The 23051-nt window shown below is 64.1% G+C and carries 23 protein-coding genes; 14 read left to right on the plus strand and 9 right to left on the minus strand.

Features of this window, described 5'->3' with window-relative positions; all coding sequences use genetic code 11:
• Positions 1 to 8 precede the first annotated feature (8 nt).
• The 4 genes from B7G53_RS13580 (at position 9) to B7G53_RS13595 (ending at position 3081) form a co-directional block, all read left to right on the plus strand.
• On the plus strand, positions 9 to 374 hold the full coding sequence (locus B7G53_RS13580; RefSeq protein WP_096668524.1) for a hypothetical protein: 366 nt from the start codon (positions 9 to 11) through the stop codon (positions 372 to 374).
• 37 nt (positions 375 to 411) lie between these two features.
• Entirely contained in the window at positions 412 to 1401 is a 990-nt protein-coding gene (locus B7G53_RS13585) for a homoserine kinase (protein ID WP_096668526.1), read from the plus strand.
• 175 nt (positions 1402 to 1576) lie between these two features.
• Positions 1577 to 2365 carry a BPSS1780 family membrane protein gene (locus B7G53_RS13590; protein WP_096668528.1) on the plus strand — a complete coding sequence of 263 codons (789 nt, stop codon included), beginning with the start codon at positions 1577 to 1579 and terminating at the stop codon, positions 2363 to 2365.
• Complete coding sequence (locus tag B7G53_RS13595) at positions 2362 to 3081, plus strand: iron dicitrate transport regulator FecR (RefSeq protein WP_096668530.1); 720 nt, start codon at positions 2362 to 2364, stop codon at positions 3079 to 3081. The genes B7G53_RS13590 and B7G53_RS13595 overlap by 4 nt, the downstream gene beginning before the upstream one ends.
• A 45-nt stretch (positions 3082 to 3126) precedes the next feature.
• On the opposite strand, the gene B7G53_RS13600 is transcribed toward B7G53_RS13595, so the two are convergent.
• The 4 genes from B7G53_RS13600 to B7G53_RS13615 all read right to left on the minus strand — a co-directional run bounded on the left by B7G53_RS13600 (position 3127) and on the right by B7G53_RS13615 (position 8524).
• Entirely contained in the window at positions 3127 to 3963 is an 837-nt protein-coding gene (locus B7G53_RS13600; protein WP_096668613.1) for an IclR family transcriptional regulator, read from the minus strand.
• 285 nt (positions 3964 to 4248) lie between these two features.
• Positions 4249 to 4614 carry a hypothetical protein gene (locus B7G53_RS13605; RefSeq protein WP_096668531.1) on the minus strand — a complete coding sequence of 122 codons (366 nt, stop codon included), beginning with the start codon at positions 4612 to 4614 and terminating at the stop codon, positions 4249 to 4251.
• 48 nt (positions 4615 to 4662) lie between these two features.
• Complete coding sequence (locus B7G53_RS13610) at positions 4663 to 7092, minus strand: UvrD-helicase domain-containing protein (RefSeq protein WP_096668533.1); 2430 nt, start codon at positions 7090 to 7092, stop codon at positions 4663 to 4665.
• Positions 7093 to 7159: 67 nt separating this feature from the next.
• Positions 7160 to 8524: an NAD(P)/FAD-dependent oxidoreductase gene (locus B7G53_RS13615; RefSeq protein WP_096668535.1), complete on the minus strand. Its 1365-nt coding sequence runs from the start codon at positions 8522 to 8524 to the stop codon at positions 7160 to 7162.
• A gap of 199 nt (positions 8525 to 8723) precedes the next feature.
• Here B7G53_RS13615 and B7G53_RS13620 point away from each other — a divergent pair, with 199 nt between their 5' ends.
• The 3 genes from B7G53_RS13620 to B7G53_RS13630 all read left to right on the plus strand — a co-directional run bounded on the left by B7G53_RS13620 (position 8724) and on the right by B7G53_RS13630 (position 11326).
• Positions 8724 to 9443, plus strand: coding sequence for a hypothetical protein (locus tag B7G53_RS13620; protein WP_255250011.1), 720 nt, complete (start codon positions 8724 to 8726; stop codon positions 9441 to 9443).
• A 184-nt stretch (positions 9444 to 9627) separates the two neighbouring features.
• Positions 9628 to 10605 (plus strand): GMP reductase, encoded by a 978-nt coding sequence (locus B7G53_RS13625; RefSeq protein ID WP_096668537.1) that lies wholly within the window; start codon positions 9628 to 9630, stop codon positions 10603 to 10605.
• A gap of 391 nt (positions 10606 to 10996) precedes the next feature.
• Complete coding sequence (locus tag B7G53_RS13630) at positions 10997 to 11326, plus strand: tautomerase family protein (protein WP_255250012.1); 330 nt, start codon at positions 10997 to 10999, stop codon at positions 11324 to 11326.
• Positions 11327 to 11375: 49 nt separating this feature from the next.
• Here the strand turns inward: B7G53_RS13630 and B7G53_RS13635 are convergent, their stop codons facing one another.
• Entirely contained in the window at positions 11376 to 12248 is an 873-nt protein-coding gene (locus B7G53_RS13635) for an alpha/beta hydrolase (RefSeq protein ID WP_096668541.1), read from the minus strand.
• Positions 12249 to 12385: 137 nt separating this feature from the next.
• On the opposite strand from B7G53_RS13635, the gene B7G53_RS13640 reads away from it, so the two are divergent.
• From B7G53_RS13640 to B7G53_RS13655, 4 genes are all read left to right on the plus strand, one after another.
• Positions 12386 to 13078 (plus strand): GntR family transcriptional regulator, encoded by a 693-nt coding sequence (locus B7G53_RS13640; RefSeq protein ID WP_096668543.1) that lies wholly within the window; start codon positions 12386 to 12388, stop codon positions 13076 to 13078.
• A gap of 36 nt (positions 13079 to 13114) precedes the next feature.
• Positions 13115 to 13996: a phytanoyl-CoA dioxygenase family protein gene (locus B7G53_RS13645; RefSeq protein WP_096668545.1), complete on the plus strand. Its 882-nt coding sequence runs from the start codon at positions 13115 to 13117 to the stop codon at positions 13994 to 13996.
• A gap of 90 nt (positions 13997 to 14086) precedes the next feature.
• Positions 14087 to 15445, plus strand: coding sequence for an NAD(P)H-dependent oxidoreductase (locus B7G53_RS13650; protein ID WP_096668547.1), 1359 nt, complete (start codon positions 14087 to 14089; stop codon positions 15443 to 15445).
• Positions 15446 to 15504: 59 nt separating this feature from the next.
• Positions 15505 to 16401 (plus strand): NAD(P)-dependent oxidoreductase, encoded by an 897-nt coding sequence (locus B7G53_RS13655; protein ID WP_096668549.1) that lies wholly within the window; start codon positions 15505 to 15507, stop codon positions 16399 to 16401.
• A 66-nt stretch (positions 16402 to 16467) separates the two neighbouring features.
• Here B7G53_RS13655 and B7G53_RS13660 read toward each other — a convergent pair whose 3' ends face one another.
• From B7G53_RS13660 to orn, 3 genes are all read right to left on the minus strand, one after another.
• Complete coding sequence (locus B7G53_RS13660) at positions 16468 to 18429, minus strand: DEAD/DEAH box helicase (RefSeq protein WP_096668551.1); 1962 nt, start codon at positions 18427 to 18429, stop codon at positions 16468 to 16470.
• Positions 18422 to 18622, minus strand: a complete 201-nt coding sequence (locus tag B7G53_RS22515) for a hypothetical protein (protein ID WP_141396334.1) — start codon at positions 18620 to 18622, stop codon at positions 18422 to 18424. Before B7G53_RS22515 ends, B7G53_RS13660 begins: the two co-directional genes overlap by 8 nt.
• Before the next feature lie 197 nt (positions 18623 to 18819).
• Positions 18820 to 19383: an oligoribonuclease gene (gene orn, locus B7G53_RS13665; protein ID WP_096668553.1), complete on the minus strand. Its 564-nt coding sequence runs from the start codon at positions 19381 to 19383 to the stop codon at positions 18820 to 18822.
• A gap of 34 nt (positions 19384 to 19417) precedes the next feature.
• Between orn and B7G53_RS13670 the strand changes: the two genes are divergently transcribed.
• The 3 genes from B7G53_RS13670 to rsgA are packed head-to-tail and all read left to right on the plus strand — an operon-like array spanning position 19418 to position 21965.
• Positions 19418 to 20704, plus strand: coding sequence for a M48 family metallopeptidase (locus B7G53_RS13670; RefSeq protein ID WP_096668555.1), 1287 nt, complete (start codon positions 19418 to 19420; stop codon positions 20702 to 20704).
• The gene (locus B7G53_RS13675) at positions 20701 to 21021 is read left to right on the plus strand and encodes a 4a-hydroxytetrahydrobiopterin dehydratase (protein ID WP_096668557.1); all 321 of its coding nucleotides are present in this window, start codon (positions 20701 to 20703) and stop codon (positions 21019 to 21021) included. The genes B7G53_RS13670 and B7G53_RS13675 overlap by 4 nt, the downstream gene beginning before the upstream one ends.
• The gene (gene rsgA, locus B7G53_RS13680; protein WP_441338984.1) at positions 20988 to 21965 is read left to right on the plus strand and encodes a ribosome small subunit-dependent GTPase A; all 978 of its coding nucleotides are present in this window, start codon (positions 20988 to 20990) and stop codon (positions 21963 to 21965) included. The genes B7G53_RS13675 and rsgA overlap by 34 nt, the downstream gene beginning before the upstream one ends.
• Here rsgA and hisC read toward each other — a convergent pair.
• Entirely contained in the window at positions 21959 to 23032 is a 1074-nt protein-coding gene (gene hisC / locus B7G53_RS13685; protein WP_096668561.1) for a histidinol-phosphate transaminase, read from the minus strand. The genes rsgA and hisC overlap by 7 nt on opposite strands.
• Between the last annotated feature and the right edge of the window lie 19 nt (positions 23033 to 23051).

Genomic DNA, 23051 nt, shown 5'->3' on the forward strand with positions numbered 1-23051 from the left:
ATGCAGGCATGCACCACCCTCTTTGCTCCCTTCTGTTCGCCGCCACGGCTGCCCTGGCCTGTGCCCCCGTGCTGGCCCAGACGGCGGCGCCTGACCCGGCAGCGGCACCTGCGCAAGCACTGCCGCCCGGCACCAACCCCATCAGCAGCCGGCCCGAGCCGGCCATCCAGCGCATCCGCACGGAAGACGCCGGTTCGCGCATCGACGAAGTGCGCGTGGGTGGCGAGACACAAAGCATCACCGTGCAGCCCAAAACCAATGTGCCGGCCTACGAGGTCCAGCCTTCCGACGCCACCAAGGGCGGCGGCACCGCCCCGCCCACCTCGGGCGCCGGCAGCACCGGCAAACGTGTCTGGAACGTGCTCAAGTTCTAGTTTTCCCTTCAGTTTCAGTTCAGTTTCCGTTTCAGGCATGGCCGTTTACACCGAAGTCTCGTTTGACGAGGCCGCTCCCCTTTTGCATTCGCTCGGTCTGGGGCAGTTGAAGACCCTGGACCCCTGCTCGGGCGGCATCGAAAACACCAACTATTTCGCCGACACCGATCAGGGCCGCTACGTCCTGACGCTGTTCGAACGCCTGGGTTTCGAGCAGTTGCCGTTTTACCTGTACCTGATGCAGCATCTGGCGCAGCGCGGCATCCCCGTGCCGGAACCCCATGCCGCGCTGACGGCCGGCGCCGGCAGCTGGCCCGGCGACATCCTGCACAAGCTCAAGGGCAAACCTGCCGCCGTGGTGGACCGCCTGCGCGGCCGCAGCGAACTGGCGCCCACACCGGCCCACTGCGCGGCGGTGGGCGACATGCTGGCGCGCATGCACCTGGCGGGACAGGACTTCGACCGCCAGCAGGGCAACCTGCGCGGCCTGGCCTGGTGGAATGAGACCGTGCCGGTGGTCCTGCCCTACCTCAGCCCCGAACAAAGCAGCCTGATCCGCTCCGAACTGGCCTACCAGAACCATGTCGCCGCCTGCTCGGCCTGGCAGGCGCTGCCGCGCGGCCCGGTGCATGCCGACCTGTTTCGCGACAACGTGATGTTCGACGGCGAAGGCAACGGCCTGCGCCTGACCGGTTTTTTTGATTTTTACTTTGCCGGCTGGGACGCCCTGCTGTTCGACATCGGCGTCAGCCTCAACGACTGGTGCGTGGACCTGGCCACCGGTGAACGCGACGCAGCACGCACCGCGGCCTTCCTGGCGGCCTACCAGGCCGTGCGCCCCCTGAACGCCCAGGAACGCAGCCTGCTGCCGGCCATGGAGCGCGCCGGCGCCCTGCGTTTCTGGATCTCGCGGCTGTGGGACTTCTACCTGCCGCGCGAAGCCGCGCTGTTGCAGGCGCACGATCCCGGCCATTTTGAACGGGTGCTGCGCCAGCGCGTGGCCCATCCGTGCAGCCTGTCGGCCTGAGCCTGTTGTTGCGCCGCGCCCAGGCTGGCGACGGCTGGCGCGAAAAAGCCGCTGCAGGGCCCGCTTTTTTGCAGCAAATTGCCCGGCCAGCGTTAAATTGTTCACCGAGTCCGCACATTTAGCTCCTCCGATTGCCCCTCGACCGACCCGACCCACTCAACCTGCAACCCAAGCAATGAAACTAAACATCGTTCCCGCGCGTACTGGCATCACATGGGTCAAACTCGGCATACAAACCTTCTTCAAGCAGCCGCTGGCGCTGGCCGGCCTGTTTTTCATGTACATGGCGGCGGCCACGCTGGCATCGCTGATTCCCTTTGTCGGCGTGGTGCTGGCGCTGGCGATCGTGCCGGCGGCCACCCTGGGCTTGATGGCCGCGACGCTGGAGGCCACCAAGGGCCGTTTTCCGATGCCCGCCATTCTTGTCAGCGCCTTCCGCGCCGGCCGGCAGCGCGCCCGCGCCATGATGGTGCTGGGTTTTCTGTATGCGGCCGCCTGCCTGCTGATCGTGTTCGTGGTGCCGCTGTTTTTCGATGTGCCGGTCAGCCGCGAAAGCGCCCTGGCACCCGAAATGCAGGGGGTGATGCTGACCATCATGGCGCTCTACCTGCCGGTCTCCATCCTGTTCTGGCATGCCCCCGCGCTGGTGCACTGGCATGGCGTGACACCGGTCAAGAGCCTGTTTTTCAGTGCCGTCGTGTGTGTCAGGAACGCCGGCGCCTACGCGCTGTTCGGCCTGACCTGGATGGTGGTGCTGATGCTCATCGGCCTGGCGGTAAGCCTGCTGGCCGGCCTGCTGGCCAGCCCCGAGGCCGCGGCCGCGCTGGTCATGCCGGCCGCCCTGCTGATGGCCGCGATGTTTTCGAGCTCGCTGTATTTCACCTTCCGCGACAGTTTTGATGCCACCCCGCCCGACAGCCCCGTCAACAACGACGACAACCCCAGCCCCGGAGACACGCCATGACACAGCACCTGCTGCAAGGCCGGCAAGAAAAGGAAATCCTGTGGTTCCAGAGGCGTGACGCGCTCAAGGCCGCCGCGGCCTGGGTGGCCATGGGGGGCCTGCCGGCCGCGATGGCGCAGCAGCGCAGCAACATCGTGCAACTCACCGGTGACGCCACCCTCAACGGCAGCCGCCTGAGCCCGGAGCATACGATACAGACCGGCGATGTGATCCAGACCGGACCGGGCGCCAACCTCGTGTTTGCAATCGGCAACTCGGCCTTCCAGGTGCGCCAGAACTCGCGCCTGTCGGTGGAGCGTGGTGCCACGCTCCATGCGGTCAGCCTGTTGCGCCTGCTGACCGGCGCGGTGGCCAGCGTCTGGGGCAAGGGCGTGAACCGCGCCATCGTCATGCCAACCCTGACCGCCGGCATACGCGGCACCGGCGTGTATGCCGAGATTTTTGCCGACCAGGGCAAGCGCAACTATTTCTGCAACTGTTATGGCACGGTGGACCTGGGCGCGGGCAGCGACAAGCAAGTGTCCCAGGCGCAATACCACCAGTCGTTCTGGGCCGACGCCGAACCGCGCAACGGGCGCTACCTGTCGCCCGCCCAGGCGCTGAACCACACCGACGAAGAGCTGGAATTTCTGGCCCGCCTGGTGAACCAGCGCACGGCCTGGCAGATCGCCGGCCGAAAAGGCATCAAGGACGGCCGCGGCCAGATGGGCTACTGAGCCCCGGCCGCTGGGCCGTCGGCCCAACGCTGCCGCCAGCCGGCCTCACCAGGCATCGCCGGCGGCGTTCTGCAACCGGCGCACCAACGCCACCAACTGCGGCCGCACCTCGGTCATCAGGAACTGCGGCGAGAGCTTGAAACCGGGTCCGCCGCAATTGACCACCATCACTGAACGCCCGCTTCCCGGACGGAAAGCCGCGGCGATGGCATTCACGTCTTTCTGCCACTCGCCAAACGAGGCGCAACAGCCGTGCTCGCGGTAGTGCACCAGGGCCAGTTCCAGCGCGTCCCGGGTCTGCGGCCAGGCTTTTTCGTCCTGGGCCCGGATGCGCTCCATCAGCGCACTGCGTTCGCTGTCGCTGCAGCCGGCCAGGTAGGCGCGCCCCATCGCCGTGCTGGCCAGCGGAATGCGTGAACCGACGTCCAGGCTCAGCGTGAGGGCCGATTCGCTGCGGCAGTTCTCGACATAAATCATGCTCAGGCGGTCGCGTATGCCCAAAGACACCATGGCCTGCGAACTGTCGGCCAGCTCCTGCATCATCGGCCGCGCCAGCTGGCGCATGTCCATGCGGGCCAGCATGGCGCTGCCCAGCGCCAGCACCGCGCTGCCGAGCCGGTAGCCCGGGTTGCCGTTGCCGTCCTGCGCATGTTCGAGGTAGCCCTGTTTGGTCAGCGTGTAGGTCAGACGTGAAATCGTGGACTTGGGCAGGCCGCAGCGGCGCGCCAGTTCCTGGTTGCCCAGGGTGCGGTCACGCGAACGGAAGGCACCGAGCACGTCAAGGCCGCGTGCCAGCGCGGTCACAAAATGCCGGTCTTCCTTCACGTTTCCGACGATGGCCCTGGCCGGAGCGGCCGGTTCTGAAGTGCGTACTTTTTCCATGGTGTTCTGCAATGCGGAATATGGCAATCCTATCAGTTCATGTTGTCCACAGGACTGATTTCCCGGAATTTCTCAATGGAACGATGGAATTTCCTAACCTGGGCCGCATGGGGCGGCCGCACAATTCCTCAACATTGTGATCTATAAATTCTGCAATGCAGAATGATGGGACGACAGCGACAAGCCGGACCAGACCCCGGCCTTGGCGCGCCAGCTGCTGGCCGGACAACCGCGTCGGTTCGACGTTTCTCGAGGTCGCCGTGTTCGGGCGAGCCCGAAGGCTGCTCAGGCCGCGCGACGTACTTCCAGGATTTCGTACTCGATCGCTTCGCGGTAAGTCCTGGCGTCATGCAGCGCCAGGTGCAGCAGGATTTTGGCGGCATGCGCCTTGATGACGCGGGGCAGCAAGGCGCCGGCGGCCACCAGCGGCAGCCCCCACCACACATGGCCGGACAGGGCCAGCGCCGCGCCTATGCCCAGAAGTGGCAGCGCGATGCCGATCACGAACAGCCGGTGCTTGACGTATTTCTGCGCTCGCTCGGGGTTCACGATCAGGCGGAAACGGCCCATGGGCAACCCGGTTCGGAACTCCTGGTGACTGACCTCGACGGTGGCACCGTCTGCTTCAGGCTTGGTCTCTGTCTCGTTCATTGTTGTCTCGCGGGCGGTTGGTCGTCTGTCCCATCTTAACCAAGGTAGCTAAACCACCGTGAGCTTGGCGACGCTCAGGGCCAGCCACTTCACGCCATGCCGCGTGAAGTTGATTTGCGCCCGGGCATCGTCGCCGCTGCCTTCGAGCATCATGACCTTGCCTTCACCGAACTTGTTGTGAAACACGTTCATGCCGTTTTTCAGCCCATGCGCCGGCGCCTCGCGCTGCACCGGCACCGCTGGGTTGGGGAACTGCCCCCCCCCCTGATTCTTTGAAGCAAAAGCGGCCTTGGCCCAATCACCACGGGAACCACCAGCTCCTGAATTCGTAGCAGACCAGGCGCCACTGCCGCCACCGTAGGCCGACGAAAAGCCCTGGTTTTTTGGCGTGATCCATTTGAGGGCGGCCTCCGGCAACTCGTCGAAGAAGCGGCTTTTCAGGTTGTAGCGCGTCTGGCCGTGCAGCATGCGCGTCTGCGAGTGGCTCAGGTACAGGCGCTGGCGCGCACGTGTGATGGCCACGTACATCAGGCGGCGCTCTTCCTCGATGCCACCGGCGTCACTCAGGGAGTTCTCATGCGGGAAGATGCCGTCTTCCAGGCCGGAGATGAACACGCAGTCGAACTCCAGGCCCTTGGACGAATGCACGGTCATCAGTTGCACCGCGTCCTGGCCGGCCTGCGCCTGGTTGTCGCCGGATTCGAGCGCGGCATGCGTCAGGAAGGCGGCCAGCGGCGACAGCGTCTCGCCGGTTTCCTGGTTGGGCGCCAGCAGTTCTGGTAGCGGCTCGTCGGCCAGCGGCGCGGACAGGTCCAGCCCCTGGCTGGCCGGCGACTGCGACAGCGGCGTGCCGAGTTCATCGACCGGCAAGGCCACGGCATCGCGGCCGAAACCTTCCATGCTGACAAAGGACTCGGCAGCGTTGACCAGCTCGCCCAGATTCTCCAGCCGGTCCTGGCCTTCCTTCTCGAGCTTGTAGTGTTCTTCCAGCCCGCTGTGCTGCAGCACCAGCTCGATGATCTCGCGCAGGCTCAGGCCCGGCGTCTGCTCGCGCAACACGTCGAGCTTGGCGACAAAGGCGCCGAGGTTAGCGCCGGCCTTGCCGGGCACGGCACTGACCGCGTCATGCAGCGAGCAGCCGGCGCTGCGTGCGATGTCCTGCAACTGCTCGATGCTGCGCGCACCGATGCCGCGCGGCGGAAAGTTGACCACGCGCATGAAGCTGGTGTCGTCGTTCGGGTTCTCGATCAGGCGCAAATAGGCCAGCGCGTGTTTGATCTCGGCGCGCTCGAAAAAGCGCAGGCCGCCGTAGACGCGGTAGGGAATGCCGTTGTTGAACAGCGCGGTTTCCATGACCCGGCTTTGCGCATTGCTGCGGTACAGCAGCGCAATTTCCTTGCGCGCCATGCCGCCGCGCACCAGCTCGCGCACCTCATCGACAAACCACTGCGCTTCGGCAAAGTCGGACATGGCCTCGAAGACGCGCACCGGCTCGCCGGGGCCGGCCTCGGTGCGCAGGTTTTTTCCCAGGCGCTTGCTGTTGTGGCTGATCAGCTCGTTGGCCGAGTCCAGGATGTTGCCGAAGCTGCGGTAATTGCGCTCCAGCTTGATCTGGTGCTGCACATGGAACTCGCGCACGAAGTCCGCCATGTTGCCGACCCGCGCGCCGCGAAAGGCGTAGATGCTCTGGTCGTCGTCGCCGACCGCCACCACCGAGCCGCCCGGCATGCCACCGGGCGCAGCGTCGTCGCCCTGGCCGGCCAGCATCTTGATCCAGGCGTACTGCAGCTTGTTGGTGTCCTGGAACTCGTCGATCAGGATGTGGCGGAAACGCCGCTGGTAATGCTCGCGCACCGGTGCGTTGTCGCGCAGCAACTCGTAGCTGCGCAGCATCAGCTCGCCGAAATCGACCACGCCTTCGCGCTGGCACTGCTCTTCGTAGAGCGCGTAGATCTCGGCCTTCTTGCGCGTCTCCTCGTCACGCACCACCACGTCCTTGGCGCGCAGGCCGTCTTCCTTGCAGCCGGCGATGAACCACATCAGCTGCTTGGGCGGGAAACGTTCGTCGTCGATGTTGAACTGCTTGCACAGGCGCTTGATCGCCGAGAGCTGGTCCTGCGTGTCCAGGATCTGGAAGGTCGAGGGCAGGTTCGCCAGCTTGTAGTGCGCACGCAGGAAGCGGTTGCACAGGCCGTGGAAGGTGCCTATCCACATGCCGCGCACGTTGACCGGCAGCATGGCCGACAGGCGCGACAGCATTTCCTTGGCCGCCTTGTTGGTGAAGGTCACGGCCAGGATGCCGCCGGGCGACACCTGCCCGGTCTGCAGCAGCCAGGCGATGCGGGTGGTCAGCACGCGGGTCTTGCCGGAACCGGCGCCGGCCAGGATCAGCGCGTGCGTGTTGGGCAGCGTCACGGCTGCGAGTTGCTCCGGGTTAAGGTTTTGCAGGAGAGGGGAGCTGGGGACTTCTGGGAACATCCCCCATTGTAGAAAGAACCCCGGCCCCGGCGCGGCGCAGGGGTAGCTGTCCTTACCAGCTTCCCGCCTAGCTGCCGTCCGTCTTCAGGATGGTCTCGCCCTTGAGCGCGCCCACGTCGCGAATCGCCATGCGGTGGCGCTTCCAGCCGGCCCAGGTACGGCGGAAGTTCGCCAGCGAAATGCCGTAATAGATCGCCTTGAACATCCGCAGCCGACCCCAGAACGGCGTCTTGCCGAAGATGTCTCCGGCCAGCAGCGACAGCAGGGCTTCCTTGACGCGCAAGGGGTTGGCGGGATGCATGAACATCTCGCGGATGGTCGGGTTGGTCACGCGGTAGATGAACCACGAATACTCGCTGGGGCCCTTGCGCATCATGGCCTCAAAGCTTTTGCGCACCGCAGGCAGGTCGGCCGGCTGGTCAAGCGCAGTGGCCACCAGCTCCGCGCCGTCAAAAGCGCTGTGCATCGCGAGGTAAACCCCGGACGAGAACATCGGGTCGATGAAGGTGAATGCATCGCCCAGCATCAGGTAGCGGTCACCGGTGGCGTGGGTGCTGCAGTAGGAAAAATTACCGGTCGCGTGCACCGCTTCATCGACCAGCGTGGCACTGGCAAGGCGGCGTTTCAGTTCCGGTGCCATCGCGATGGTGTCCATGAAAAATTCGTGCAGCGGCTTCTCTCGCGACTTCAGGTAATACGGCCAGCACACCGCGCCGACGCTGGTCGTGCCGTCGGCCAGCGGAATGAACCACAACCAGCCGTGTGGGAACCAGCAGATGCTGATGTTGCCTTCGCGCTTGCCTTCCAGCCGCTCGACGTTGGTGAAATGGCCGAACAGCGCTGTGCTGTTGTGTTCCTTGCTTTTGGCCTTGGAGCGCAGCTTGGTGGCCAGCAGCGTATCGCGGCCGGACGCGTCCACCACAAAGCGGGCGCGCCAGCTGCGTTTCGCACCATCGTCCATTTCGGCCTGGACCGTGGCGCCCTCGGCGTCAAAACTCACATCGCGTACGGTACAGCCCTCGAGTGTTTTCGCTCCACGCGTCGCCGCATTGCGGAAAAGCAGCTCGTCCAGTTCGGAACGCCGCACCTGCCAGGCCGAGGGCATCGACTTGTCCCAGGCATCGGCGAATTCGATGTAGCTGCAATGCGCGTGTTCCGGAGACACAAACTCGATGCCCCATTTGGGCATGCCGATGCGGTCCACCTGGTCGCGCACTCCCAGGCGCTCAAAAAGTTCAACATTGGCCGGAAGCAGCGATTCACCGATGTGAAACCGGGGATGATGCGCTTTTTCAAGCAGCACCACGTCTCGTCCCTGCGCAGCCAGCAGGGCCGCAATGGTGGAGCCGGCGGGACCGCCGCCCACAACAAGCACATCACAGGAGGAGATCGGGGTTTCGTTCATGGATGATTCTGGTTGAGGCAAGGGCATGTCAGGCGCGCGCTTGCAATTGTGGAAGAGCTGGGCGCAGGGTAACACTGCGCACACCAGGGTTCAACTTTCACTCTTTTCAATTTGTATTGTTCAGCTTCTTCGGCCACTGACCGCGCGTGCAAGGCTTCTACGAAAAACCCGTCAAGTCCCGCGGCCCTGCAAGTTCTGCGAACATATGCGGAATTTCGAGGTATTTATGACAACAGGTTTTGGCCACGCGGGAGCCGCTCTGGCTGCCTGCCTTCTGGCGGCTGGCCTCGGTTTTTCCGGCACGGCGCGTGCGCAGTCGTCCTGCTCCAGCGATGGCCAAAGCCGGCCGGCGATTCTGCTTGAACGGTTCATCAACGCCGACTGCGCCGATTGCTGGACCGACCCGGCCACTCCGGGTGCCGGCCGCGGTACGCTGGTGCTGGACTGGGTGCTGCCCGGTGGGCAGGGAGACAACGCGCCGCTCTCGGTGGTGGCCACCCGTGACGCGCTCAAGCGACTGGAAGCGCTGGGCATCACACCGCCTCCCGCCGGCCTGAACCGCAAAACCGAGGTGCAGGGGCGAACCGGTAGCCTGCGCGTTGCACGTGGCCTGCCGGTTTCCGGCTACATGGGCGCATCGATAGAACTCAAGGCGCCCGCACCCGGGGCGGCCCAGACCTGGACAGCCTGGCTCGCGCTGGTGGAAGCCCTTCCTTCGGGCACCGAAGGCTCGCCTGTGTCCCGGAATCTGGTCAGAAACCTCATCCAGCCCAGTTGGGACGGGCGCAAGCAGCTATCAAACAAGGAGCGCCTGCGCTTCATGGAATCCCGTTCCATGGATATTCCTGCGGGCATGAAAACCGACAGAGCCCAGGTGATTGGCTGGGTGGAGGATGCCCAGGGGCGCGTGGTGGCTGCAGCACAATCCCGCTGCACCGGGAAATGACGGGCATCCATATTCGCGTATAGCGGGTATATACACAGAGGGCTCGTGCGCACCGGCACAAACGCATAGAATCAGTCACCGGGCCCAAGCAATTGCGCCCGGTTTTTTGTTTCCGCAGACCTTGCGGGCAAGCCGGTCCAATCCAAGTGCCTTCTGTGTTGATCAATTCAGGAGCCTGGAAACAATGGAAATCTTCGACTACGACAATGTCCTGCTGCTGCCGCGCAAATGCCGCGTGGAAAGCCGCTCGGAATGCGACGCCGGCGTCACGCTGGGCAGCCGCCGCTTCCGCATCCCGGTGGTGCCGGCCAACATGAAGACGGTGATCGACGAAGCGATCAGCGTGTGGATGGCGCAAAACGGCTATTTCTACGTGATGCACCGCTTCGACCTCGACAACCTGGCGTTTGTCAGAAACATGGCGGCCCGGGGCCTTTACGCGTCGATCTCGCTGGGCGTCAAGAAAGCCGACTACGACACGGTGGACCAGCTGGTGGCCGAAGGCCTGGCGCCCGACTACATCACCATCGACATCGCCCATGGCCACGCCGACACGGTGCAGCGCATGGTGGCGTATCTGAAAGAGAAACTGCCCGCGTCGTTTGTGATTGCCGGCAACGTGGCCACGCCGGAGGCGGTGATTGACCTGGAGAACTGGGGCGCGGACGCCACCAAGGTCGGCATCGGTCCCGGCAAGGTCTGCATCACCAAGATGAAAACCGGCTTTGGCACCGGCGGCTGGCAGCTGTCGGCGCTCAAGTGGTGCGCGCGTGTGGCGACCAAACCCATCATTGCCGACGGCGGCATCCGCGAACACGGCGACATCGCCAAGTCCATCCGTTTCGGTGCGACCATGGTCATGATCGGCTCCATGCTGGCGGGCCTGGAAGAAAGCCCGGGCAAAACCGTGGAGGTTGATGGCCGGCTCTTCAAGGAGTATTACGGCAGCGCCTCGGACTTCAACAAGGGCGAGTACAAACACGTTGAAGGCAAACGCATCCTCGAGCCGGTCAAGGGCTCTTTGGCCGACACGCTGCGCGAGATGGAGGAAGACGTGCAGAGCGCCATCAGTTATTCGGGCGGCACCCGGCTGATGGACATCCGCAAGGTCAACTACGTCATCCTGGGCGGCGACAACGCCGGCGAGCATCTTCTGATGTAATAAGAACTTGCCCGTAAATAATTGGGGGTCGCGCAAATGGATTTTCGGGATGGGATGCAAGGCGCAAAATCCAAGGCAAGGCTGGTGGCCTTGCCTGATTTTGCAACGCCGCAGACCGCCCGAAAATCCGTTTGCCCTTCGGGTTGTGGCGAAATCGGGCGATTTACCCACCAAATCCCTTGCATGGGCACCCAGCCCATGCTGCAGCATGTTGGCGGACAACTCATCCCGATTGCGACCCAACGCGACCCCCAATTATTTACGGGCAAGTTCTAAGCTGTCGCAGCGGCCGGGGAGTACAGTCAGCGCTCCATCCTGAAAACGAAAATCCGTGCCCACCGCAGCCATTGAAATACGCCGAAAATATTCGCCCGAAGAAGAAACCGCCCTGATGGCAGCCATACAGACCGCGATGACGGCCACGCTGAAGGTTCCGCACTGGACGACATCCATCCGGCTTTTTGTCCATGAGCCGCACCGCTTCAGCGGGCCGCCCGACAAGGGCGACCGCTATACCCTGGTGACGATGGACTGTTTTGTCGGCCGCTCCCGCGAAACCAAGCGGGCGCTGTACCAGGCCATCGTGCAGAACCTCGGCCTGTGCGGCATTCCCGCCGACCACCTGAAGGTGCTGCTGCGGGAAGCCCCGCGCGAGAACTGGGCCATCCGCGGCGGCCTGCCGGCCTCCGAAGTGGAACTGGAATACGACGTCGAAATCTAGGAGCCTGGGCGGCCGCTTTTCGCTTCGACGCCTTCTGCCGCCCAGGCTCCTAGGGCCTGGCCGTCGCCGAGAGCAACGCCAGCGCCAGCTGGTGCAGTCGGTGGTCCGTGTCCACCAGCGCCTCCAGCACACTGAAGTGGTTCCTGCCCAGCAGGGCTTCGCGCACCGGCACCACCTGCTTGCCCCAAGCCTGCTCGATCAGCGCGTTGTGGCGCAAGAATTCCTCACTTTCGTCGGCGCCCGCCACGGTGTAAAGCATGCCGTTTTCTGGCACCGGCAGCCAGGCCGGGCTGACTTGGGCCACCTGGGCTGGCGTCAGCCGCAGCGAGTCCTTCAGGAAGGGCGTGTGCATGACGGATTCGAGTTCGTACAGGCCTGAAATCGACAGCGCGTTTTTGACGAGGTCCTTCGGCAAATCCTTCGCGTAAGCAGGCCACAGGCAGGCCAGCAGCATGGCCGCCAGATGGCCGCCGGCCGAATGGCCCACGACCGTGATGCGCTTCGGGTCACCGCCAAAACGCTCTGCGTTGCGGTAAACCCAGGCCAGGGCCTTCACCATTTGCAGCGTGATCTCGGGAATGGTCACCGCCGGGCACAGGTCGTAGTTGGGAATCACCACGCAGGCGCCCGCCGCCGTGAACGCCGGCGCCACAAACGAGTGCTCCGATTTGTCGAGCGAGCGCCAGTAGCCGCCATGCACAAACACCACCACCGGCGCGCCGCCCGGTGTGGGCCGGGCCGCAGGAAACACATCGAGTTTCTCGCCGGGGCTGGCGCCGTAAGTGATGTCCAGCGTGTTCGGCTGGCTGCTGCGCGCCTGCGCCGACGTCTGGGCCCAGCGGCTGAAATGCGCCGCGTGTTCGGGCACCAGGGCGCGGTTGTTGTACATGCGGTCCAGCCAGGCGGGATCGGGTCGGGTCATGGGGGCTCCTGAAGAGTCGGTAGATTGTGCTCAAACGCCCGTCATCTTGGCACAGTCGGACGCACCCGCCAGGCCTTCGGGTAAACCCGCTTCAGCCTGATCGTCGATTACCGTATTCTGTATACAGAGTTTATTCCATGGCACCCCAACTCATCAAAATCGAATCCAGCCCGGATCTGGTGGACCAGGTCTACCGAAGCCTGCTCGACGCGATCAGCGAGGGCTCGCTGGCGCCGGGCGCCCGCATCACGCAGGAGGACATCGCCGAGCAGTTGGCGGTATCGCGCCAGCCGGTGCTGCAGGCCTTGCGGCTGCTGAAAAAAGACGGCTTTGTGCTCGACGCCCCCGGCCGCGGCGTGCTGGTCGCGCCGCTGGACGTGGGCTGGCTCATGCAGGTGTACCAGGTTCGCAGCGCGCTTGATGCCCTGGCCGCCCGGCTGGCCGCCCGCGCCCGTTTCCAGATCGCTCCGGCACTGATCAGCCAGGGGCGCGCCGCCGCACGCAGCCATGATGTCAAGGCCATGATGGCCGCCGACGCCGAATTTCACGGCGCGATTTATGCGGCCTCCGGCAACCCGCTGATCGCCCAGAGCGCGCAACTGCACTGGCACCATATCCGCCGCGCCATGGGCGCCGTGCTGCAGGTGTCCACCATGCGCGAATCGATCTGGGACGAACACGAAGCCATCGCCCAGGCCATAGGCGCCGGCGATGAGGCCACCGCCGAAAACCTGATCCGCCAGCATGGTGAGGACGCCAGTCACAACCTCTCCAGCCTGCTGTCCAGCGCCCTGCACCCGACGCCCCCGTCCACCGCCCTGCCCGCCTGAAAACCACCGCCCCGAAAACCACCCACGGAGACACCCATGAACCTGACTGCTGAACAACTCGCCCAATTCGACCGCGACGGTTACCTGTTTTTCCCCGGCCTGTTCACGCCGGAGGAAACCCAGGCGCTCAACGACGCCGTGCCCGAGCTCTACAGCCGGCGCGAGGACTACAACGTGCGCGAAAAAGGCAAGGATGCCGTGCGCACCAACTTCGCCGCGCACATGTACAGCGAGCCTTTTGCCAAGCTCGGCCGGCACCCGCGCATGATCGGGCCGGTGGAAGACCTGCTCGGCGAAAAACTCTACATGCACCAGTTCAAGATCAACGGCAAGATGGCCTTTGAAGGCGATGTCTGGCAGTGGCACCAGGACTACGGCACCTGGCTCAACGATGACATGATGCCGACCGAGCGCGCGATGAACGTGGCGATTTTTCTCGACGACGTGACCGAACACAACGGCCCGCTGATGTTCATCCCCGGCAGCCACAAAAAAGGCGTGGTCGATGCCAAACACGACCTGACCACCACCAGCTACCCGCTGTGGACGGTGGACAACGACCTGATCCGCCAGCTGGTGCAGCGCGCCGGCGGCAAACAAGGCGGCATCGTCAGCCCCAAGGGCCCGGCCGGCTCCATGATTTTGTTCCACTCCTGCCTGGTCCATGCCTCGGGCAGCAACCTCTCGCCCTTCAACCGGGTCAGTGTCTACCTGAGCCTGTGCGCGGTCAGCAACCACATCCGCCGCCACAAGCGCCCCGAATACATCGCGCATCGCGACTTCACGCCGATCGAATGCCTGCCGGACGACTGCCTGCTGAAGGACTACCCGGTGGACCTGCCGTGGAAAGACGGCGTGCCGGCGACGGCGCTGCAAACCTCGATGGAAGAAATTTCGCCCGCGCGCAAAGTCGCCTGAGCTTGTTCACCCGGTCGCCCTGAGCTTGTCGAAGGGTCTTCTCAACACCCGGACTGGGCTTCGACAAGCTCAGCCCGAACGGATATTTCAATGAACCTCTATACCAAACTCCAGCAACGCGCGGCAGACAACAAGCCCATCCGCATCGGCCTCATAGGCGCCGGCAAGTTCGGCTCCATGTACCTCGCGCAGATCCCGAAAACGCCAGGTGTGCACCTCGTGGCGATCGCCGACCTGTCGCCCGACGCCGCCCGCACCAACCTTGCGCGTGTAGGGTGGAATCCGGCCCTGACCCAGGCCTCTTCTGCGCAGGAAGCTATCAAAACAGGAGCGACCTGGATCACCGACGACTGGAACGCGGTGGTCACGCATCCGCAGATCGACATCATCGTGGAGTGCACCGGCAACCCGGTTGCCGCCGTGGAGCATTGCCTGCAGGCGTTTGCGCACGGCAAACATGTGGTCAACGTCACAGTCGAGGCCGACGCCTTCTGCGGGCCGTTGCTGGCGCGCAAGGCGGCGCAAGCTGGCGTTGTGTATTCGCTGGCGTTCGGCGACCAGCCGGCCCTGATCTGCGATCTGGTGGACTGGGCGCGCACCTGCGGTTTTCCCGTCGTGGCGGCAGGTCGCGGCCACAAGTGGCTGCCGCATTTTTCCGAATCGACACCCGACACGGTCTGGGGCAACTACGGCCTCACGCCTGAGCAGGCCGCACGGGGCGGGCTCAACCCCAAGATGTTCAACAGCTTCCTCGACGGCTCCAAACCTTCGATCGAATCGACCGCCGTGGCCAATGCCACCGGCCTGACGGTGCCTAGCAACGGCCTGCTCTATCCGCCCGCCAGCGTCGAGGACATTCCCTTTGTTACCCGTCCGATTTCCGAAGGCGGCGTGCTCGAGCGCAAGGGCATGGTGGAGGTGATCTCCTCGCTGGAAGCCAACGGCCGCAAGATTCCCTACGACATCCGCATGGGCGTCTGGGTCACGGTCGAAGCCGAAACCGACTACATCAAAAACTGCTTTGAAGAGTACAACGCGCACACCGATCCGAGCGGGCGCTACTTCACGCTGTACAAGCGCTGGCACCTGATCGGCCTGGAAGTCGGCGTGTCGGTGGCCAGCGTCGCGTTGCGCGGCGAACCCACCGGCGTCGCCACCTGCTGGAACGCCGACGTGGTGGCCACCGCCAAACGCGATCTGAAGCCCGGCGACATGCTCGACGGCGAAGGCGGCTACACCGTCTGGGGCAAGCTGCTGCCGGCCGACACCTCGGTGAAGATGGGTGGCCTGCCGCTGGGCCTGGCGCACAACGTCAAGGTCGTACGCGCCGTCAAGAAGGGCCAGAGCCTGAGCTGGGCCGACGTGGCCATGGACACCTCCACCCCGGCGTACAAGGTGCGGAGCGAGATGGAAACCATGTTCACGCCAGCCATGAAGAAAGCTGCCTGACAGGCTTTTTTCTGTCGTGTGCCGCATGATGGTGGCCACCCCACAGCCCGGACCATGCCATGAGCACCAGCAGCAACACAGTCACCCCCCGCATCGCCTTTCTGGGCACCGGCAGCATGGGCCTGCCCATGGCCAAGCGCCTGTGTGAGGCCGGCCATGCCCTGCAGGTGTGGAACCGCACGCCGACCAAGGCCGCTTCACTGACGGCGCTGGGCGCGACCGTTCATGCCCAGGCGAGCGCAGCGGTTTCAGGGGCCGACATCGTGGTCGGCATGCTGGAAAACGGCGCCGTGGTGGAAGACGTGCTGTTCGCGCACGGAGTCGCTGCAGCGATGAAGCCGGGCGCCCTGTTCATCGACATGGCCTCGATCAAGCCGCGCGAGGCGCGCGACCATGCCGCACGCCTGGGCGCGCTCGGTGTGGCCCACCTCGATGCGCCAGTCTCCGGCGGCACGGGCGGCGCCGAAAGCGGCACGCTGGTGATCATGGTGGGCGGCAAGGCGGCGGATTTTGAGCGTGCCCTGCCGGTGCTCCAGGTCTTCGGGCGCGCCACCCATGTGGGGTCGCATGGCGCAGGCCAGTTGACCAAGCTGGCCAACCAGATGATTGTCGGCATCACGATAGGCGCCGTGGCCGAGGCGCTGCTGTTTGCCACCAAGGGCGGCGCCGACATGGCCAAGGTCAAGGAAGCCATCACCGGCGGTTTTGCCGACAGCCGCATCCTGCAGGTGCACGGCCAGCGCATGGTCGAGCGCGACTTCACCTCCCGCGCCCGCCTCGCCATCCAGCTCAAGGACATGCGCAATGCGCTGGCCACCGCGGAGGAAATCGGCTTCGAGGCGCCAGTCACCAAGCTGTTCGAGCAACTCTACGCCGACGGCATCAGCCACGGCCTCGGCGAGCTCGACCATTCGGGCCTGTTTGTCGAGCTGGCGAGCCGCAACGGCATGAGCTGAAGCCTCAAGCGGACGCCCATAAAAAAAGGCCCGCAGAGCGGGCCTTTTTTGTTGTCAGCGCAAAAATCAACGTGCAGGGCGTGCCGGACGCTTCTGGGCGTCACGCGGAACAAACACCTTGCCGGCAGGTTTGGCAAACGCCGGTTTGCGGTCAGAGAAATCGCCGCGCGGGGCCGATGCAAAACCTTCCGGACGGCCACCAAAACTGCGCTCGCCGCCACGCTCGTCGCGCTGGGCAAAACCGCCGTTGTTGTTGTTGCCGAAGCCGCGGTCATCACGACGCGGGCCGCGGTTGTCACGGTCGTTGAAGGCGCCGCCACCAGCTGGTGCCTGGAAAGGCGCACGCTCATTGCGGTTGTTGGAGAAACCGCCGCGGTCACCGCCACGGTCGTCACGGTTGCCGCCAAAACCGCCACGGTCGGCGCCGAAGGCAGGCTTCTTGCCGGCGTAGCCGCCGCCAGCACCGCCACCGAAACCACCCGAAGGGGCACGGTCGTTGCCGAAACGGCCGCCACCGCCGCCGCCGAAGCTGCGCGGACCACCGCGGTCATTGCGGTCACCACCGAAATTGCCGCGCGGGCGATCCGAGGTCGGTGCAAAACGCTGCTGTGGCTCCAGACCGGCGATCACGCTGGGCTTGAGGTTCTGCTGGGTGTAGTGCTCGATGTCCTGGATCTTGCGGCGGTCGCGGAACTCGGCAATCGTGATTGCCTGGCCTTCGCGGCCGGCACGGCCGGTACGGCCAATGCGGTGCACATAATCTTCGGCTTTCATCGGCAGGCCGTAGTTGATCACGTGGGTGATGGTCGGAACATCCAGACCACGGGCAGCGACGTCGGTCGCGACCAGGATCTGCACGCGGCCATCACGGAACGCCATCAGGCGGCGGTTGCGCAGGCCTTGGCCCAGGGCGCCATGCAGCGCCACGGCGCTGAAGCCCTCTTGCACCAGATCGTTGGCCAGACCGTCACACTCGACCTGCGTGCAGGCAAACACGATGGCCTGGTTGATGGTGGTGTCGCGCAGCCAGTGATCCAGCAGCTTGCGCTTGTGGGTCATGTTGTCGGCCCACAGCAGCGACTGCGTGATGGACGCATGTTTTTCGTGCGGCGAGTCGATCTCGACACGCTGCGGCTGACGCATCACACGCGTGGCCAGCTGCATGATGCGCGGCGCAAAGGTGGCGCTGAACATCATGGTCTGCTTGCGCTCGATGGTGAGCTGGTTGACTTCGGTCAGGTCGTCGGCAAAGCCGAGGTCCAGCATGCGGTCGGCTTCGTCGACCACGAGGAATTGCACCTGGTCGAGCTTGATCTGCATGCTGCGCTGCAGGTCCAGCAGACGGCCGGGCGTGGCGACCACGAGGTCGGCGTTTTGCAGCTTGGCAATCTGCAACTGGTAAGGAATGCCGCCAACAACGTTGGCAATACGCAGGCCGCGGCAATGGCGCACCAGGTCGATCGCGTCGGCGCAGACCTGCTGGGCCAGCTCGCGGGTCGGGCACAAAATCAGCGCGCCGGGGGTGGCTGCCTTGAAGTTGCGCATGTTGGTCGGGTCCTTGCGCTTGGGCTTTTTCAGCGGGGCTTCGCCGCGGGCAACCGCCTCGGCGCTCAGGCGTTCAAACTCGGCGCGTTCGTTGCGCTCGGCCTCTTCCTGCTGCTTGAGCAGGGTGTGCAGCACGGGCAACAGGAAAGCGGCGGTCTTGCCGCTGCCGGTCTGGCTGGACACCAGCAGATCGGTGAATTTGGCCTTGGGGTCGTTTTTGGCTTCCTGGTCCAGCGCCTGCATGGCTTTGGGGATGGTCGCCATCTGTACGGCGGTCGGCTGGGTGAAACCCATGTCGGCCACGGCTTGCAGCAGTTCCTTGGCCAGGCCCAGCTTCACGAAGCCGTTCGGCTCCGCGACGACGGCGTCCAGCGACGTTTCTGCTGCGACAGGCGCGTCAGAAAAATCCGGAATCACGTGGATATCGGTATCGGTGTTTGCTTCGGCCAGAAAGTCGCCGCGAGCTTCAAAAGAATCAGTCATGTTTTTTCTCACAAATCACTTGCGCGCTGCTCCACTTGTGGTTTGAGCAGGCGAACAAGAAACGACCACCTGCCGCGTTGCGGAAGGCTTCGTTTGTGGTTAATAAAACATCAACCATCAAACGAATATTTCGGTTCGGGCGACTTCCGGAAAAACCGGTGCCTGAAGCGATGGCTCTGTTGGTAGAGCCCAAAAGTGTGAGGTAGATGTACAAATGCGGTGCACCCCGTGCATCCGTCAAGCCGTTGATTATGGCATGGTTTACGGGTTTACACCAGTCCCCCGTCGCCGAAAGACCCTCAACCCTGCTGGCGCCCGCCGCGAACAACCGCTTGTTGCTCTCTTTTCAATAGCTGCCAGCGCCCGATCAGCAAGGGCCACAAGCCAGAATCACTTCAGGAAGTGAGTCCGGTAATGCTCCAGCTCGTCGATCGATTCATGCACATCGGCCAGCGCCGTGTGGCTTTGATGCTTCTTGAACGCGCTATACACCTCGGGCCGCCAGCGTTTGGCCAGCTCCTTGAAGGTGCTGACATCGACATTGCGGTAGTGAAAAAACGCCTCGAGTTTGGGCATGTACTTGACCAGGAAACGCCGGTCCTGGCTGATGGTGTTGCCGCACATCGGCGAGGTGCCCTTGGGCAGGTACTGCGCCAGGAAGGCCAGCAGCTGCTTTTCGGCATCGGCTTCCGTCACGATGCTGGCCTTGACCTTGTCGATCAGGCCGCTGCGGCCGTGTGTGCCCTTGTTCCAGTTGTCCATCTGCCCGAGCAGTTCGTCGGACTGCTTGATCACCAGCACCGGGCCCTCAATGCGCGGCGTCAGTTGCGGGCCGGTGACCACCACGGCGATTTCGATCAGCCGCTCCTTTTCCGGGTCGAGACCGGTCATTTCGCAGTCGATCCAGATCAGGTTCAGATCTGATTTTTTCAGCAGGGTTTCGTTTTCAGCCATCTTGCGATTCTCGCTGATCGCCTAAACTTCCCCCATGGCTGACTATTCCCTCGTCTTTACCCTGGTGTTCTCAAGCGCGCTGGTGCTGGTGCTGCTCGCGAAGTTCTACCTCGCTTCGCGCCAGATCCGCCACGTGGCGCGGCACCGCGACCAGGTGCCGGCCGCCTTTGCCGGCACGATTTCGCTGGCTTCGCACCAGAAAGCCGCCGACTACACCATCACCAAGGCGCGCTTTGGCCTGCTCGAACTGGCTTTTGGCACGGCCGTGCTGATCGGCTGGACGCTGCTGGGCGGCATCGACCAGCTGAACCAGGCCCTGGTGAACTCGGGCCTGGCCGCTTACGGCAGCCTGGCGCCGCAACTGGCGCTGCTCGCCGCCTTCGGCCTGGTCAACGGGCTGCTGGACCTGCCCTTCACGCTGTACAGCACCTTCCGCATCGAAGAACGCTTCGGCTTCAACAAGATGACGCTCAAGCTGTGGCTGGGCGACCTCGTGAAGTCCCTGCTGGTCGGCCTCGTGATCGGCCTGCCGATTGTGGCGCTGATTCTCTGGATCATGGGCAGCACCGGTGCCTGGTGGTGGCTCTGGGCCTGGGGCGTGTGGATGGGTTTCAACCTGCTGGTGCTGGTGCTCTACCCGACGGTCATCGCGCCGCTGTTCAACAAGTTCCAGCCGCTCGAAGATGAAAGCCTGAAGGCGCGCGTCACCGCCCTGATGCAGCGCTGCGGCTTTGCCGCCAAGGGCCTGTTTGTGATGGACGGCAGCAAACGTTCGGCCCATGCCAACGCCTACTTCACCGGTTTTGGCGCCTCCAAACGCGTGGTGTTTTTCGATACCCTGCTCAAGCAGCTGAGCCCGGCCGAGGTCGACGCGGTGCTGGCCCACGAACTCGGCCACTTCAAGCACAAACACATCATCAAACGCATAGTCGCGATGTTTGCCATGAGCCTGGCCGGTTTTGCGCTGCTGGGCTGGTTGTCCACCCAGGTCTGGTTCTACACCGGCCTGGGCGTGCGGCCGAACATGAGCGGAAGCAACGACGCCCTGGCCCTGCTGCTCTTCATGCTGGTGGTGCCGCTCTTCAGTTTTTTCATCTCGCCGCTGTTTGCCCAGCTCTCGCGCAAGCATGAGTTTGAAGCAGACGCCTACGCCATCACGCAGACCGATGGCCGGGATCTGCAAAGCGCCCTGCTCAAGCTCTACCAGGACAATGCCAGCACACTGACGCCCGACCCGGTGTATGTGAAGTTTTATTATTCGCACCCGCCGGCCTCGGAGCGGCTGTCCCGCATGGGTGCACCCACCGGAACACCCGCATGAGCAATCCGATTCACCAGAACCGCCGCGCGCTGAGCGCCACCGAGATCGTCACGCAGCTGAGCCAGCTCAACGGCGAGCAGCCGCAGGGCTGGCGCCTGATCGACGGTTCGCTGGAAAAAACCTTCAGCTTCAGGAACTTCCACGAGACCATGGGGTTTGCCAACGCCGTGGCTTTCATTGCCAATGCCGAGGACCACCACCCGGACCTGGCGCTGAGTTATGGCAAATGCACGGTGCGCTTCAACACGCACGACGTGAACGGCATTTCGGTCAGCGACTTTTTCTGCGCGTCGAAGGTCGACGCGCTGCTGACTTGACCACAGTTTCATCCGCCGGGACCCTGCCCGGCCTGGTGGTGGCCGGTTTCGGCCGGCATTGCCTGGTGGAAACGCCCGACGGCCAGCGCCTGATCTGCCACCCGCGCGGCAAGAAAAGCCAGGCCGTCGTCGGCGACCGCGTGTTGTGGCTGCCCTCGCAGGACGAAGGCACGATCGAGAAGGTGGAAAAACGCAGCAACCTGTTCTACCGGCAGGACGACATGCGCACCAAGTCGTTCGCGGCCAACCTCGACCAGGTGCTGATCCTGATCGCGGCCGAACCCGAGTTTTCGGAGAGCCAGCTGACGCGCGCGCTGATCGCGGCCGAGGCCGAACGCATCACGCCCATCATCGCGCTGAACAAAAGCGACCTGGCCGAACCCTTTGCCCGCGCCTGGGCCAAGCTGGCGCCCTACCGCGCCATGGGTTACCAGGTGGTGCCGCTGGCGGTGAAGCCGAAAACCGACACGCCCGTCGCCAACGACGCGCAAACCGCCCAGTTGCGCGAACTGCTGCGCGGCAAAAAAACGCTGGTGCTGGGCCCTTCCGGCGCCGGCAAGAGCAGCCTGACCAACCTGCTGATTCCGGGCGCGCAGGTGCTGACCGCGGAAATCTCGCAGGCGCTCAATTCCGGCAAACACACGACCACCAGCACCACGCTGTACTGGCTCGACGACGCCAGAACCAGCGCGCTGATCGATTCGCCGGGCTTCCAGGAGTTCGGCCTGCACCACATCGAGCCGATGCAGCTGGCCAACTACATGCCCGACCTCAAGGTCCATGCGCAGGACTGCAAGTTCTACAACTGCACGCATCTGCACGAACCCGGCTGCGGCGTGATTTCAGAGGTCAAATCGGCCTCTGGCCCAAGCGGAATAAGCGCCAACCGCTATCGTTTGTATAGCGAATTGTTCGCCGAGCTGTCGCAGCCCCCGCGTTACTGAGCGCTCACCAGCGCGCGGCAGGCATCCACCAGCGCCGCGCACTGCGCCGGCGTTCCCACGCTGATGCGCAGGTACTGCTCGATACGCGGCAGCCTGAAATGGCGCACCAGGATACGCTGCTCACGCAAGCCCGCGGCCAGGGCCGCGGCGTCATGTGCGGGGTGGCGAACCATCAGGAAGTTCGCCTGCGAGGGCAACACCTCGAAGCCCAGGTCCTGCAGGTCGCGGCGCAAGCCCTCGCGGCTTTGCATCACGGCCGTGCGGGTCTGCTCGAAATAGGCGCGGTCCTGGTAGGCCGCGGTGGCGCCGGCCAGCGCCAGGCGGTCCAGCGGGTAGGAGTTGAAGCTGTCTTTCACCACTTCCAACGCTTCGATCAGGTGCCGCTGGCCGGCGGCAAAACCCACACGCAGCCCCGCCAGCGAACGCGACTTGGACAGGGTCTGCACCACCAGCAGGTTCGGGTAACGGCTGACCAGGCCGATGGCGCTTTCGCCGCCAAAATCCACATAGGCTTCATCGACCAGCACCACCGACCGGCTGTGCTGCTGCAGCAACTGCGCGATGTCCGCCAGCGGCAGGCCGGTGCCGGTCGGCGCATTCGGGTTGGCGATGACCACGCCGCCGCAGGGCGCCCGGTACTGCGCCACGTCGATACGCAGGGCGGCGTCCAGTGGAACGATCCCGGCCTCAATGCCGTACAGCCCGCAATACACCTTGTAGAAGCTGTAGCTGATGTCCGGCATCAGCACCGGCTTGCCCTGGCGGAAGAAGGCGAAAAAGGCATGCGCCAGCACTTCGTCCGAGCCGTTGCCGGCGAACACCTGGCTGGCAGCGATGTCGTGGAAGTCCGCGATCGCCTGGCGCAGCCCGGCCGCCTGCGGGTCGGGGTAAAGCTGCAGCCCCTCCTGCGCTGCAGCACGGATGGCAGCAACCACCCGCGGCGAGGGCGGGTAAGGATTTTCGTTGGTGTTGAGTTTGACCAGCCCCTCGATCAGGGGCTGCTCGCCCGGCGTGTAAGGCACCAGCCCCCGAAGCGCCGGACTCCAGAACGATGTCGCGTCAGACATGCGCAGGCAACGTCAGTGG

This window comes from Polaromonas sp. AET17H-212, assembly GCF_002379085.1.
Classification (GTDB): Bacteria; Pseudomonadota; Gammaproteobacteria; order Burkholderiales; family Burkholderiaceae_C; genus Polaromonas.